Raw genomic sequence first — 15465 nt, 5'->3', positions numbered from 1 at the left:
CATAACAGGGGAGAGTCAAGAAATGAACGAGAAGAACTACATTGACGTGCATGAGACACCGAAATTATCGAAGCTGTTCCCGCTCAGCATCCAACATCTGTTTGCGATGTTTGGGTCGACGGTACTGGTACCGATTCTGACAGGACTTGATCCGGCTACAGCCCTATTTACCAGCGGGATTGGGACACTGCTCTTCCTCTGGATAACAAAAGGAAAGCTGCCGAACTATCTAGGCTCCTCCTTCGCTTTTATCGGACCCATTATCATGGTGAGCAAGGCGTACGGATTTGGAACAGCCTTGCTGGGCTGCTTCCTCTCCGGGATCATCTACATGATCGTGGCAGGCATCGTGAAGAAGGCCGGGGTAAAATGGCTGGATCGTGTATTGCCTCCGGTCGTCATCGCTTCGGTAATCGTGGTGATCGGGCTCAGCCTCGCTGGGGTGGCCGTAGATATGGCCACAAAGGTTACCGTCGATAATGTATCTGTGATCTCCCTTACTTCCATTGAAATCTCCTTGGTTACAATTCTGGTAACCGTGCTGGCAGCTGTAGTGCTGCGCGGATTCTTTGCCCTGATCCCGATCCTGATCGGCATTATCGTAGGCTATCTCTACACGCTCTTGCGCCACCCAGATCTCATCGACCTGCAAAAAGTGGCAGAAGCAAAGTGGTTTGTCGGCGTACATGAACTGTTTACACAGAACTTCAAATTTGCAGAAGTAGCAGCAGCCATCGGCAACCCATCGGCTTGGATCTCCGCCCTCATCATCGCTCCTGTAGCATTCGTTACCTTGGCTGAGCACTTGGGACATCTGCTGGTGACGAGCAAGGTCATGGATCGCGACCTGATGAAAGATCCGGGTCTGCACCGCAGCTTGTTTGGGGACGGGGTTGCAACCTCCCTGGCCGCTCTCTTGGGCGGACCTCCAGCGACTACGTATGGAGAGAATATCGGAGTTCTGGCGATCACACGCGTCTATAGTAGAGTCGTGATCGGATTGGCAGCCGTTTTCGCCATCCTGTTCGCCTTCTCCGGCAAAATCAACACCTTGCTGATGAGCATTCCGACTCCGGTGCTCGGCGGTGTCTCCGTTATCCTGTTCGGGATTATCGCCGCACAAGGCTTGCGGATGTATGTGGACAACAAGATCAGTTTTGAAAACAAACGCAATATGATTATCGCGGCAGTCATCCTGGTTACCGGGATCGGCGGCTACAAAATCAGCTTTGAGGGAATGGAAGGCTTTCTGAGCCATGTTGCCATCGACAACATCGCCTTATCTACCTTCCTGGGGATCATCCTGCATCTGATCTTGCCAGGCAAGGAATCGGCGATGGGAGAAGCAACCCCATCCCAAGACGCATAAATATCCAACACGTTTCAGAACCTTTAACCCGGTCCCGTGAGGCTGGCAAGGCTGATGAACGCTGTTTTCTCCTGTCTGCCTGCAGACAGAATCGCAGCTTCTTGTCTACGCCTGCCCACACGGCACCGGATGACGAGAAGCTTTTTTTCTGGACAGAACAGATCATACGGAGGGATACACGATGAACAAGACTCGGCACTTGATTGGCCTGTCGGATTTGAGCAGAGAACAGATGGCACAGCTTTTGGAACGCGGAGAATACTGGGCGAAACGCCCGGGTGAGCAAGCAGAGATTCTGCGAGGCCGCTTTGTCGCCAACCTGTTTTTTGAGGCGAGCACGCGCACGCGCTTTTCCTTTGAAGTCGCGCAAAAACGTCTTGGGGCTCACGTGTTGAACTTTATCCCGGAGACCTCCTCTTCGGTGAAAGGGGAGACGGTCTACGATACGCTGCGCACACTCGAAGCGATGGGGGTGGAAGCAGCGGTCATCCGCACGAAAAAGGAAGGCTTGCTTCAAGAGTTGGCAGAGAGTGTGGACCTGCACCTGATCAACGCGGGGGACGGTACGAACGAACATCCGACGCAATGTCTGCTCGACATGCTGACCATGAAACAGCAGTTCGGAAGACTGGAAGGGCTGACTGTCGCCATCATTGGGGATTTGCGTCACAGCCGTGTATTAGGTTCCCATCTGCACGCGCTGCCGAAAATGGGCGTGAAGCTCTTGCTCAGCGGACCGACCACGATGATGCCGCAACCGGCGCAGATTCCAGACGGCGTCAAAATCGTCGAGATCGATGAAGCGATCCAGACCGCGGACGTAGTCATGATGCTGCGTGTCCAGCTGGAGAGGCATTCAGAAGCGCTCTACATCTCCAAAGAAGAGTACCACCAAAAACACGGCCTGACGCTGGAGCGAGCGAAGATGATGAAGGCAGGCGCGGTCATCATGCATCCGGCACCGGTCAATCGCGGTGTAGAGATCGATACCAACCTCGTAGAAAGCAAAACCTCACTGATCCAAAAACAAGTAACCAATGGAGTAGCAGTGCGCATGGCCGTACTGGAAACATTGCTGAAAGGGAGCGAAATGACATGGGTATCATCCTTGGCAACGGCAAACTGATCAATCAAGACGGACAACTGGCACCTGTCGAAATTTTAGTAGAAGACGGACGAATTGCAGCGATAGGAGAGTCCATCCCACGCGAAGGACATGAGTGGGTCGATTGCAACGGGGGAATGATCAGCACAGGATTAGTCGATGTACACGTGCATTTGCGCGAGCCTGGATTTGAACAAAAAGAAACCATTGCGACAGGTGCTGCGGCAGCAGTTCGCGGCGGATTTACAACCATCGCCTGCATGCCCAACACCCGACCTTCCATCGACAGCGTCGAGACGGTCACCTATATTCTCGAAAAAGCCAAAGAAGCAGGCAAGGCGCGGGTCATCCCGTATGGCGCGATTACGGTTCGCCAATTGGGGAAAGAATTGACGGATTTCGCGGCATTAAAGGAAGCGGGCATCTTCGCCCTGACCGATGACGGCGTCGGCGTCCAATCGACCGCCATGATGAAAAAAGCGATGAAAGCAGCACAGGAGCTGGGCCTCTCCATCGTAGCGCACTGCGAGGATGACGATCTGTTGATCCCGGGCAGCGCCTTGCATGACGGAGTCGTAGCAGCACGTCACGGCTTGCCTGGCATCCCGTCCGAGTCCGAGTCCATCCATGTCGGACGCGACATTCTGCTGGCAGAGCAGACAGGCGTTCACTACCATGTATGCCACATCAGCGCGAAAGAGTCGGTGCGCCTGGTGCGCGACGGCAAAAGAGCGGGCGTGAATGTGACCTGCGAGGTAACCCCGCATCACCTGCTCTTGTGCGACGAGGATATTCCGGAGAACCTGGATACCAACTGGAAGATGAATCCGCCGCTGCGCTCCCGCGAGGACCGCGCTGCGCTGATCGCCGGGCTGAAGGACGGCACCATCGATATGATCGCGACAGACCACGCACCGCATACGGCAGAGGAAAAGGCAAACGGCATCGACCGTGCCCCATTCGGAATCGTCGGCCTGGAGACAGCCTTCCCGCTGCTCTACACCCATCTGGTAGAGACCGGTGAGCTGACATTGCAAAAGTTGGTGGAGCTGCTGACCGTAAAACCGGCGCAAGCATTTGGACTGCCATATGGCCGCCTGGAGGTAGGTGCACCGGCAGACCTGACCGTGATTGACCTGACAACGGAAAAAACCATAGATCCAAGTACCTTTGCGAGCAAAGGAACCAATACGCCATTTAGCGGTTGGGCGTGCAAGGGCTGGCCGATCCTGACACTGGTAGACGGCAAGATCGTGTATCAAGAGGCGCCCAAAAAAGAAACGTTCTGAAGAGAGAGACTTCGATGGCAAGACAACAGGAGCGATTACGGAGGAGGAACAAGAGATGCGTGCAAGACTGATCTTGGAAGACGGAACAGAATTCATCGGCAGCGCGTTTGGTGCGACGAAGGAAACGAGCGGAGAAGTGGTGTTCAACACCGGATTGACTGGTTATCAAGAGGTGCTGTCCGATCCGTCCTATTGCGGACAAATCGTGACCATGACCTACCCGCTGATCGGCAATTACGGGATCAACCGCGATGATTTCGAAGCGGTTCGCCCGCATATCCACGGGTTTGTTGTTCGCGAGCATTGCGAGATGCCAAGCAACTGGCGCAACACCCAAACCCTGGATGAGCTGCTCAAAACCTACGATATTCCCGGCATCTCTGGCATCGATACGCGGATGCTGACGAGAAAAATCCGTTACCACGGCACCTTGAAAGGGATGATTACGACAAGTGACGCCCCGCTGGCAGAGCTGGTCGCCTCCCTGCAAGCCACGCCGCTGATGACCGATCAGGTATCGCGCGTCTCGACCAAGAGCGTATTCAGCTGCCCTGGCACCGGACATCGCGTGGTGCTGGTGGACTTTGGCTCCAAGCACGGCATTCTGCGCGAACTGACCAAGCGCAACTGCGACGTGGTGGTTGTGCCATACAATGTGACGGCAGAAGAGATTCGCCGCATCCAGCCAGACGGCATCCTCTTGTCCAATGGCCCTGGGGATCCCAAGGACGTGCCGCAAGCCGTCGAGATGATCCGCGACATTTTGGGTGAATACCCGCTGTTCGGCATCTGCCTGGGACATCAGTTGTTCGCGCTGGCTTCTGGAGCCGACTCCATGAAGCTGAAATTCGGACATCGCGGAGGGAACCATCCGGTAAAAGAACTGGCGACCGGACGCACGTACATTACCTCCCAGAACCACAGCTACGCTATCAAAGAAGAATCACTAGTAGGAACCGAGCTGGAAATTACACATATCGCACTCAACGACGGAACGATTGAGGGTGTGCGCAACGCAGCGAAAAACGCCTTCTCTGTGCAGTACCACCCGGAAGCGGCCCCTGGCCCCTATGATTCCGGCTATCTGTTCGACCAGTTTCTTGCCATGATGGATACCGCTAAGGAGGAGAAAACCCATGCCAAAACACGCTGATCTGAAAAAAATCCTCGTGATCGGTTCCGGTCCGATCGTGATCGGGCAAGCCGCCGAATTTGACTATGCGGGTACACAAGCCTGCGAAGCTTTGAAGGAAGAAGGGATGGAGGTCGTCCTGATCAACTCCAACCCGGCAACGATCATGACCGACACCAACATGGCGGACAAAGTCTACATCGAACCGATCACGCCCGAGTTCGTCGCGCGTGTCATCCGCCAGGAAAAGCCGGATGGCCTCCTGCCGACTCTCGGGGGACAAACGGGCTTGAACATGGCAGTTGCTCTGGCAGAAGCAGGCATCCTGGAACAGGAAAATGTCAAGCTGCTCGGCACCAAGCTGGAATCGATCAAGAAAGCGGAAGACCGCGAACTGTTCCGCGCTTTGATGAACGAGCTGGGCGAGCCTGTGCCGGAATCCGTGATCGTCAGCACCGTAGAGGAAGCAGTCGACTTTGCCAATGAGATCGGCTATCCGATCATCGTGCGTCCTGCCTACACGCTGGGCGGTACTGGCGGCGGGATCTGCGATGACGAGGAAACGCTGCGCGAGATCGTCGCAAGCGGGCTGAAATACTCCCCGATCACACAATGTCTCATCGAGAAAAGCATCGCCGGCATGAAGGAAATCGAATACGAAGTAATGCGCGACGCCAATGACAACTGCATCGTCGTCTGCAACATGGAGAACATCGATCCGGTAGGGGTGCACACAGGTGACTCTATCGTCGTGGCACCGAGCCAGACCCTGTCTGATCGTGAATACCAAATGCTGCGCTCCTCCGCGCTGAACATCATTCGCGCACTGGGCATCGAGGGCGGCTGCAACGTGCAATACGCGCTCGATCCGCACAGCTTCCAATACTATGTCATCGAGGTAAACCCGCGCGTGAGCCGTTCGTCTGCATTGGCTTCCAAAGCAACAGGCTACCCAATCGCCAAAATGGCTGCCAAGATCGCAATCGGCTACACCCTGGATGAATTGAAAAATCCGGTGACCGGACAAACCTACGCTTGCTTCGAGCCGACCCTCGACTACGTGGTAAGCAAAATCCCGCGCTGGCCGTTCGATAAATTCCAGTCCGCCAACCGCAAGCTGGGTACGCAAATGAAGGCTACCGGCGAAGTCATGGCAATCGGACGTACCTTCGAAGAATCGATCATGAAGGCGATCCGCTCCCTGGAAATCGGCAGCTACCACATCGAGATTAAAGAGGCAAAAGAGATCTCGGACGAGGAGATGACAGCAAGACTGATCGCGGCAGACGATGAGCGCCTGTTCCTCCTGGCGGAAGCGCTGCGTCGTGGCTGGACGATCGAACAACTGCATGACCTGACGAAAATTGACCTATTCTTCCTGAATAAATTCCATAAAATGGTATCCTTTGAAGCGGTGCTAGAAGAAGGTCTGACAGCAGAAAAGCTGTATGAAGCCAAACGCATGGGCTATACCGATCGCAAAATCGCCGAGCTTGCCGGACTTTCCGAAGAGGAAGTGCGCGAGCAGCGCCAAGCGCATGGCTACGTACCAGTGTACAAAATGGTAGATACTTGCGCGGCAGAATTCGAAGCGCAGACACCGTACTACTACTCCAGCTACGAGGTAGAAGACGAGCGCATCGAGACGGGCAAAAAACGCGTCGTCGTTCTGGGCTCCGGTCCGATCCGCATCGGTCAAGGGATCGAGTTCGACTACGCGACCGTGCATGCTGTATGGGCGCTGAAAGAAGCAGGCTATGAAGCGGTCATCATCAACAACAACCCGGAGACCGTCTCTACTGACTTCAATACCTCGGACCGTCTGTACTTCGAGCCGCTCTACATCGAAGACGTGATGAACATCCTGGATGTAGAAAAGCCTGAAGGAGTCATCGTCCAGTTTGGCGGGCAAACGGCAATCAACCTGGCAGACAAGCTGGCTGCTCGCGGCATCAAAATCCTCGGCACCAGCCTGGAGAACATCGACGCAGCTGAGAACCGTGAGAAATTCGAAGCGCTCCTGCGCAGCCTGGATATTGCGCAGCCCCCTGGAAAGACCGTCACTTCGGTGGAGGAAGCAGTAGTAGCGGCTGAAGGACTGGGCTTCCCGGTTCTGGTACGTCCATCCTACGTACTCGGGGGACGTGCGATGGAGATCGTCTACAATCAGCCTGAACTGCTTGAATACATGGAGCAGGCAGTAAAAATCAACCCGGATCATCCGGTGCTGGTAGACCGTTACATGGTCGGGATCGAAGCGGAAGTAGACGCGATCTGCGATGGTGAAAATGTGCTGATTCCGGGAATCATGGAGCATATCGAACGGGCAGGTGTCCACTCCGGCGACTCGATCGCGGTATACCCACCGCAATCCCTGACCCAAGCGATCAAGGATGAACTGATCGCGATGACGACGAAGATTGCCCGCGCCTTGCAGATCAAAGGTTTGCTCAACATCCAGTTCGTCATTTACAAAGACCGTCCATACGTGATCGAAGTCAATCCGCGCTCTTCCCGCACCGTGCCTTTCCTCTCCAAAGTGACAGGCATTCCGATGGCAAACATCGCGACGAAGGCGATCCTCGGACACTCGATCGTGGAACAAGGCTTCACGCCAGGCTACCATCCGGAAGAGGAAATGGTATCAGTCAAAGTGCCGGTATTTTCCTTCGCCAAGCTGCGCCGCGTAGACATCACACTCGGTCCGGAAATGAAATCGACAGGTGAAGTCATGGGACGCGAAAGCACATTGGCAAAAGCGCTGTACAAAGGGTTGATCGCAGCAGGCATGAACATCCCGACACAGGGTACGCTGCTCGTCACCGTTGCAGACAAAGACAAGGAAGAGGCGCTGTCCATCGTCAAACGCTTCCGCAAGCTCGGCTTCAAGCTGCTGGCTACTTCCGGCACAGCCGATTACCTGGAGCTGGCAGGCCTTTCTGTCACCCGTGTCAACAAATTGTCTGAAGGCACTCCGAATCTGCTGGACATGATTCACACCGGAGAAGCCAACATCGTGCTGAACACCCTGACCAAAGGAAAAACACCGCAGCGCGACGGATTCCGCATCCGCCGGGAAGCAGTCGAGAACGGGGCTGTCTGCCTCACTTCCCTAGACACTGCGACAGCATTGCTGCACGTCCTGGAGACCATCACATTCTCTACGGAAGCGATGCCGACACAGCGCGCAGGCGCGAAGATCGCCGTAACTATCTAAAAAATAGGTGTAGATAGAGTAAAACCAGACTGGGGATCAAAGGGGAGAGGCAGTGTGAAACCAGAAACCATCGATACTCGTGAGCGCATGATCGTCGCGCTCGACTTTTCTACACTGGCAGAGGTCAAGCAATGCCTGACTTCTCTGCAGGGACATATCCGCTACGTAAAGGTCGGCATGGAGCTGACTTACGCTGAAGGACCAGCCGTGTTTCATTACCTGAAGGAGCTGGGACTGAAGGTCTTCGTCGACCTGAAGGTGCATGACATTCCCAATACGGCAAAAGGCGCGATGCGCAGCCTTGCGCGCCACGGCGTGGATATGGTGAATGTCCATGCTGCCGGAGGCGTCGCGATGATGCAGGCGGCACGCGAGGGATTGGAGCAGGGAACGGCAGCTGGTGCTGCTGCTCCTTTGCTGATCGGCGTGACGATGCTGACTTCGACCGGGAAGCAGATGATGAACGACGAATTGGCCATTGCCGGAGAGGTGGAGGACGTGGTTCTTCACTACGCGAAAATGACGAAGGCAGCAGGCTTGGACGGTGTCGTCGCATCTCCGCTGGAGATTCCTGTGATCAAAAAAGCGTTGGGTGACTCCTTTGTCACCGTTACCCCGGGGATTCGACCGCTTGGCACTGACCAAGGCGACCAGACACGGATCACGACACCAGAGCAGGCATTTAGACTAGGCAGCGACTATTTGGTAATCGGCCGCGCCGTCACCGCGGCGAAAGACCCGGCGGCCGCTTGGGAGAGCATCGTGCAAGCGGTCGAGGCGGACCGCAGCTAGCTCTGCCCCTATAAGAGCTACTACAACCCCATCTGGAAAAGAGAGGACATGATAGCATGACGAAGGCGAAAGAAATCGCAAGCAGCCTGCTTGCCATCGGTGCAGTCCATCTGCGCCCTGATCAACCCTTTACCTGGACATCCGGCATCAAATCGCCGATCTACTGTGACAATCGAATCACCATGTCCTATCCGTCCGTTCGCCGCCAGATCGCCCAGGCGTTTGCCGAACTGATTCGCGAAACGTACCCTGAAGCACAGGTCGTAGCGGGGACAGCGACAGCAGGGATTCCTCACGCTGCCTGGGTGGCGGAGCTGTTGGATCTGCCGATGATCTACGTGCGCGACAAGGCAAAAGGACACGGCCGCCAGAATCAGATCGAAGGCGCACTCGCTGCAGGTCAAAAAGTGGTTGTCATCGAAGACCTGATCTCGACAGGCGGAAGCTCGCTCAAAGCGGCACAGGCCGTACAGGCAGAAGGAGGCGAAGTGCTCGGAGTCGCGGCGATCTTCAGCTATCAGTTCCCGGATGCCGAAGCCTTGTTTGCTGACGCGGGAATTCCGTGCACGACCATTTCCCATTACACGGCGTTGCTGGAAGCAGCGAAGGAGCAAGGTACGATCACAGCCGAACAAGTAACGCTGCTGGGAGAATGGCGCAAAGCACCAAAAACGTTTTTTGCTTAAATAAATGAGAGTGAAGGTGGTGGAGTTGCCGCTTTCACTCTTTTTTCATTCCAAACCTAAAATGACAAATAAGTATATATGGGAGGATGTCACTTTTGGAGCTGTGCTGCGCTGCTGGAACTAAAAATTGGGGTCTGTTAAAAATTTCTACTTTTAGTATAATTTAAAACGAACAGGCTTCATTTCTTATTTGAGAAGGGAGAATTTTTTTGAGTTTACAATATTTTACTAAAGGATGGGGCTATGTTGCCGCTTTTGCTCTGTTGCCGTATGCGATTGTAAAGTCGCTTTGGGCATGGGGATCAACGGTAGGACTTACAACCAAACAAGCTGTACAAGATGTAGCAGGGTTTGGGATTACCTTGAAGGAAGGTTCTGCTTTTCTATACACGTTATATACCATTGGAATAGACTTTACAGCTATCTTGGCGATACTGGCATCTTTATTTGCTTTAGCTCTTGTGACTTCTTGGGGGGAGAAACTGCCCAAATGGTTATTAATCATAGCAGGATGGTCAGTTGGGGTCTTAACAGTTCTCATTAGCTTCTTGACGGTTCTTCAATTTTTAGGAGTGCTTCCAAAAGGATACACCGAAGGGTTTGCCATTTGGGTGTATATCGTAACGTACGGAGGATTGTTCTTGTGGGGAGTAACGGTATTTATGGCAACTCTGTCGTTCCAGCATCGAATGAAAAAAATTGCTGGATAAAGAGTAGAGGGTGTCCCAAAAGTCATCATAAATGACTGAGGGACGGCCCTCTTTTCATTAAGTTAAACAAAAAGAAACCGCTTTTTGTTAAAATGGAAGTTCCACCCACCATTTACAAAAAGGAGCCGGTTTCTTTGTACATTCAATATACCATGGATCAACTCTGCTTACCAATGGATTTAGAAGAAGACATTCCCGCAAATCACCTCGTTCGTGTGGTCAACGCCGCTGTCAATCGTCTTGACGACGCCATCTTCGATGCGGCTTACCCCGGAGGCGGACGAGACAGCTATCACCCCAAGATGCTCACCAAAATCATTATTTACGCCTACACTCAGCGTATCTACTCTTCTCGTCAGATCGCCAAGGCCGTCCGTGAAAACATCATGTTTATGTGGATCGCAGGCAGGCAGCGCCCAGACTTTCGTACTATCAACCGTTTTCGATCAGAGCGCATGAAAGCCGTACTGGAGACCGTGTTTACCGCGGTGCTTCAATTTCTGGTTGAGGAGAACTACGTGCAACTGGAGCATTATTTTGTCGACGGCACCAAGATCGAAGCCAATGCCAATCGGTATACATTTGTTTGGGGAAAAGCTGTCGTGAAGCACAAGGCCAAACTTCAGGAGAAAGTCCAGACTTTGTTCGCCACTATTGAAGAAGCTGAGAAGTATGAAGAAAGAATCCACGAGGGCAAGGATCTTCTTGAAATAGGCGAATCTTCTACCATCACCAGTGAAAAGTTGGAGCATGCTGTCAAGCAATTGGAAGAGCGTCTGCAGGAGAAACCAAAAGACAAACCACTAAAGAAAGCGGTACGCACAATCCGCAAGGATCTGCTTCCTCGCCTCCAAAAGTATGAGACGCATGAGACAATTTTAGGCACGCGAAACAGCTACAGCAAAACGGACCATGATGCCACGTTTATGCGGATGAAAGAGGACCACATGCGAAACGGCCAGCTCAAGCCGGGTTACAATGTTCAGATCGGCACCGAAAATCAGTTCATTCTCGGCTACAGCGTCCACCAGCGACCAACCGATACTCGCTGTCTCATCCCTCATCTGGAGAAAATAAAATCACAGTTCGGCAAACTGCCAAACACCGTCATTGCCGATGCGGGCTATGGCGGCGAGGAGAATTATGACTACTTGGAGCAGAACGAAGTTGAAGCCATCGTCAAATACAGTACGTACCACCGCGAAAAAAGTAAGGCATGGCAAAAGGACATCAGCAAAATTGACAATTGGACCTACAACAGCGAACTGGATACGTGGACATGTGCAGCGGGTCAAACGCTCCATTTCCGCCGAGTAAGTAAGGAGAAAACAGAAAGTGGGTATGAAATCGAATACCGTCATTACCGCAGCGCCGGTTGTGAGGAGTGCCCGCTAAAGCCTCAGTGTACGAAAGCCCAAGGAGATCGAGAGATCAAAGTCAGCATGAAGTATTGGCGGCTAAAGAACCAAGCAAGGCAAAAACTCCGCAGCGAAGAAGGCTATGCTCTGGCCGTGAGGCGCATGATCGAGCCGGAGCCCGTATTTGGCGATATGAAGAACAATCGAGGCTTTAAAAGGTTCCTGCTTCGAGGCTTACCAAAAGTAAGTCTGGAGGTCGGGTGGCTTTCCCTTGCCCACAATCTGCTCAAGAAAGCAGCGGTAGACGCTAAAAACCAAGAAGCTAAGCGAGAACGGACCGCTTAGCCTCTTAGTTTCTTCCGAAACTCATCTAATTTTTCTGATGAGGGTGTTCCAGAGTTTACTTTTGGGACACCCTCATTACAGTAAGGACATGCCCTCGTCATTTTATGATGATGAGATGTTGGCTTTCTTTTTTGTCGGGTATCCGATGAGGATAGCGATGATTCCGCAGATTCCGATGAGGATTGGATAATAGGAGTAAGGCAGGATGCTCACTGGCGATATTCCGGCTACGCTTGCGGCCGCCAGGAATTGGGCTCCGTAAGGGAGAAGGCCTTGAATGGAACAGGAGAAAAGATCTAAAATACTTGCGGATTTTCGCGGCTCAATCCCATACTGGTCAGCGATATTTTTTGCAAGCGGACCGGCTATTAAAATAGCAATCGTATTATTGGCTGTCGATACATTCGTTAAGCCCACAAGACCGGCAATCCCAAATTCAGCACCCTTTTTCGATGTAATCCTTCGTGTCGCAAGATGAAGCAGAAAGTCAATTCCGCCATTATATTTCATAACCTCTACCATTCCAGCAATGAATATCGCAAGAAAGGCCATTTCATACATGCCTGCCATTCCTTGGCCAATCTTTTGTAAAAGGCTCATAAGATGGTAGCTGCCATCCGCCAAGCCAACAGCCCCAGCGAGAACAATCCCTGATGCTAGAACAAGGAAAACATTCATGCCAGCCAACGCCAAAATAATAACCAAAATATAAGGAACAATTTTTACCAAATGATAGCTTACATGTTCCACTTGTGCCGTTTCACCCATCGTGATGGCCCATAAAATCATGCACGTTACAATAGCTGCCGGTAGCACAATCCAAAAATTCACCTTAAATTTGTCCCTCATTTGTGCACCTTGTGAACGAACGGCAGTAATGGTTGTATCCGAAATAAAGGATAAATTATCTCCAAACATCGAACCGCCAATAATCGCCGCGATCACTAAAGCCATGGAAAGCTCGGTATGCTCGCTAATCCCCACACCAATTGGCGCCAGTGCAACAATGGTTCCCATCGATGTACCCATTGACAGGGAGATAAAGCAGGCAATGATGAACAAGCCTACGACAATCAGGTTATGCGGAACGACCGAGAGAGCAAAGTTAACAGTTGAGTCCACTGCCCCAGTACCTTTTGCTACTTCTGAAAAGGCCCCTGCCAAAAGAAAAATCAGAACCATCAGCATGACATTTCCATTTCCTGCTCCTTGGCAAAAAATATCAATCTTTCGAGCAAACGACTCTTTTCGATTCATCATCAGAGCAACAGCACCCGAGATGGCAATGGCTACAATAACAGGGAAGGCATAAAAATCACCTGTAATGACCCCTGAACCAATAAATAAAATCAAAAAAACAACAAATGGGATCAGCGCCCATGGATTCCCTGGCTTCATGGTTCTACCTCCAAATATATAAGGAACAAGTCTTTTGTCCAGTCTTAGCCCCGAAAAAGGGCCTCATCTTGAAATAACAAGAAGAGGCCTTACTTCTCTAGAACACTTCTTTTATCTATCAAGCGTTTATTCACAGGATATGGCCAGTTCCTCCATCTCTCTTGATAAGAAGAAAAAATCTGGATATTTTTAGCTGTAGAATGGAAGATTATATTAGTATAGCTGTTCTTGCATATTTCATTCCAGTCTAAAATATACGGAAATATTTCCCTATCATTCAAAACGGTCAGTAACGTCTGAATTCGTATGTCACAGAGTCGAATTGCCGCAAGCTGATGAGCCGGGCAAAAAGCAAGATGGGAATATCCGAGGATGAGTCGGTCGCGGCGGAAGCGGTCGAATTGGAATGGGTGAGCCGGTTTCTCACATCTCTCGAGCAGGGTAACATCAATCAGTTGTTGTCCCTGCTGACCGAAGATGTTCTGCTCGTCTCAGACGGGGGCGGAAAGGTACACGCGTTTACGCGTCCGATACAAATGCGCAATCAAGTGGCCCGAATCCTTGCCGGCGCTATCGAGGGCATAAAACCCTATTATCAGGGTAGTCTTCAGGCAGTGCTTGCCCCTCTGAACGGCGAGACCGGTATCCTACTCCTTTCAGGGGACAAAACCGTGGCCGCTATCCTTTTACAATGCAGAGATGGAAAGCTGTCCGAAATCTACATCGTCCTTAACCCGGAAAAGCTTACCCGGGTTTAGGAGTCGACTTATAAAACAAGAAACATATTCGCTTACATGCTCTTGGTCATGGGGTGATTACACGTATTGTTTGCTGAGCGCACTTTCTTGTACGAGTTTTTCGTGCCTGATTACCCTCTTTCCTTTTTTCTCCCCATCGCAATACAAAAGGTTCCTCTTGCATCTTCGCAAAAGAGGGTGTAAAGTATGTAATTATTTCCCTGCTCGATTGAGGGTGGTTGCGCGTGTGCAGATTAAGATAACGCTTGTAGCGAATAAGGCCGCTACAAGAAATATGGATAGCAAGACGGAAATAACCTATTTTTCAAAAACAATAACTGGGCACCAACCCGTGGTGAAGCGTACGACAAGTTTCGAGTTTGATGAAGCTATCGGATCGGCGAATCTCACAGGGGCAGGGAAAGCAAGTTAAACGCCGGACGGTTGCCCAAGTATCATGACATAGATCACTCAAACGATATGTTTGGATCGCTTTACCCGCGGCAGATGCCGGGCTTGTCCTCCCTTCTTTTGCAAAACTGCCTATTTAGCAGGCAGGCCAAATTGCCTAAGATGAATGGGAGGAATGGACAATACCATTCTACAACCCGGGGCAGATGGATGTTGGTGCCCTGATCTTACAAGTTAGAGGTGTGTCCACTATGACCCAGCCATTTATCCGCAACCATCAGTACAATTTCATTAAAAAACAGGCCGATCATGTCCTCCGTACTCATAATACGGTGTCTGATCCGAAAGTTGTCGAAGCAGTCATCTTTCTTGCCGAATCCAAGATCATGGAGCAGTTCCCTGAACTTAGCAAGGAACAAAAAGAGCTGCTGCAACCGATTACGACTTGCAAAACATCACAGGACTTCGCGGAGTACCTTAACAGACTAAGCGAGTACACGATAGATTTTCCAGCGATTACGGAAGCGCAGATCAAAAAGCTCTTTCCGAAAACCAAGAAGCTCAAGCTTCCAGATCTCGCCAATATGGAAATCTCCAAGCTCACCTACCTGGGATGGATTGACATCGCAACGAACAAGATTTATTTCGTGTATCCAGAAAACGGAAAATTCATCGGGGTAGAAGGCAAATTTACGCCGGGGAATAAGAAAAATCTTTGTTCATTGTGCCACGGCCATGAAGAAGTGGCGCTGGTGACGGCGATTTCGAAAGCAAAATCCTCGCTTTCGCCGGATTATTACAAGGCGGTTGGCAATTACATGTGTGTCGATGCCGAGAAATGCAACAAGCGGATTACAGATGTTAGCCAATTAGAAGACTTTTTCCAGCGCGTACTGGTGTAAAAGGAGAACCACCT

12 protein-coding genes are annotated in these 15465 nt (G+C 51.6%); 11 read left to right on the top strand and 1 reads right to left on the bottom strand.

Features of this window, described 5'->3' with window-relative positions; all coding sequences use genetic code 11:
- The first annotated feature begins 22 nt into the window (after positions 1–22).
- The 9 genes from T458_RS43435 (at position 23) to T458_RS43395 (ending at position 12003) form a co-directional block, all read left to right on the top strand.
- Entirely contained in the window at positions 23–1369 is a 1347-nt protein-coding gene (locus T458_RS43435) for a solute carrier family 23 protein (RefSeq protein ID WP_023557355.1), read from the top strand.
- Positions 1370–1550: 181 nt separating this feature from the next.
- Positions 1551–2495, top strand: a complete 945-nt coding sequence (locus tag T458_RS43430; protein WP_023557354.1) for an aspartate carbamoyltransferase catalytic subunit — start codon at positions 1551–1553, stop codon at positions 2493–2495.
- Positions 2465–3763, top strand: a complete 1299-nt coding sequence (locus tag T458_RS43425; protein ID WP_023557353.1) for a dihydroorotase — start codon at positions 2465–2467, stop codon at positions 3761–3763. Before T458_RS43430 ends, T458_RS43425 begins: the two co-directional genes overlap by 31 nt.
- A 55-nt stretch (positions 3764–3818) precedes the next feature.
- Positions 3819–4916, top strand: a complete 1098-nt coding sequence (locus T458_RS43420) for a carbamoyl phosphate synthase small subunit (RefSeq protein WP_023557352.1) — start codon at positions 3819–3821, stop codon at positions 4914–4916.
- Complete coding sequence (carB, locus tag T458_RS43415) at positions 4900–8112, top strand: carbamoyl-phosphate synthase large subunit (RefSeq protein ID WP_023557351.1); 3213 nt, start codon at positions 4900–4902, stop codon at positions 8110–8112. Before T458_RS43420 ends, carB begins: the two co-directional genes overlap by 17 nt.
- Positions 8113–8199: 87 nt before the next feature.
- Positions 8200–8904 carry an orotidine-5'-phosphate decarboxylase gene (gene pyrF / locus T458_RS43410; protein ID WP_171819405.1) on the top strand — a complete coding sequence of 235 codons (705 nt, stop codon included), beginning with the start codon at positions 8200–8202 and terminating at the stop codon, positions 8902–8904.
- 56 nt (positions 8905–8960) lie between these two features.
- Complete coding sequence (pyrE, locus tag T458_RS43405; protein ID WP_023557349.1) at positions 8961–9590, top strand: orotate phosphoribosyltransferase; 630 nt, start codon at positions 8961–8963, stop codon at positions 9588–9590.
- Between the two features lie 209 nt (positions 9591–9799).
- Positions 9800–10300 carry a hypothetical protein gene (locus T458_RS43400; RefSeq protein WP_023557348.1) on the top strand — a complete coding sequence of 167 codons (501 nt, stop codon included), beginning with the start codon at positions 9800–9802 and terminating at the stop codon, positions 10298–10300.
- A 134-nt stretch (positions 10301–10434) separates the two neighbouring features.
- Positions 10435–12003 carry an IS1182 family transposase gene (locus T458_RS43395; protein ID WP_023555990.1) on the top strand — a complete coding sequence of 523 codons (1569 nt, stop codon included), beginning with the start codon at positions 10435–10437 and terminating at the stop codon, positions 12001–12003.
- A gap of 102 nt (positions 12004–12105) precedes the next feature.
- On the opposite strand, the gene T458_RS43390 is transcribed toward T458_RS43395, so the two are convergent.
- Positions 12106–13401, bottom strand: coding sequence for a Na+/H+ antiporter NhaC family protein (locus T458_RS43390; RefSeq protein WP_023557347.1), 1296 nt, complete (start codon positions 13399–13401; stop codon positions 12106–12108).
- 356 nt (positions 13402–13757) lie between these two features.
- Here T458_RS43390 and T458_RS43385 point away from each other — a divergent pair, with 356 nt between their 5' ends.
- Complete coding sequence (locus tag T458_RS43385) at positions 13758–14159, top strand: sigma-70 family RNA polymerase sigma factor family protein (protein WP_051410079.1); 402 nt, start codon at positions 13758–13760, stop codon at positions 14157–14159.
- A 641-nt stretch (positions 14160–14800) separates the two neighbouring features.
- Positions 14801–15451 (top strand): FusB/FusC family EF-G-binding protein, encoded by a 651-nt coding sequence (locus tag T458_RS43375; protein WP_023557344.1) that lies wholly within the window; start codon positions 14801–14803, stop codon positions 15449–15451.
- The last annotated feature ends 14 nt before the right edge of the window (positions 15452–15465 follow it).

The sequence above is a fragment of the Brevibacillus panacihumi W25 genome (assembly GCF_000503775.1).
Classification (GTDB): domain Bacteria; phylum Bacillota; class Bacilli; order Brevibacillales; family Brevibacillaceae; genus Brevibacillus; species Brevibacillus panacihumi_A.
This window is presented reverse-complemented; position numbering and strand designations above follow the sequence as displayed.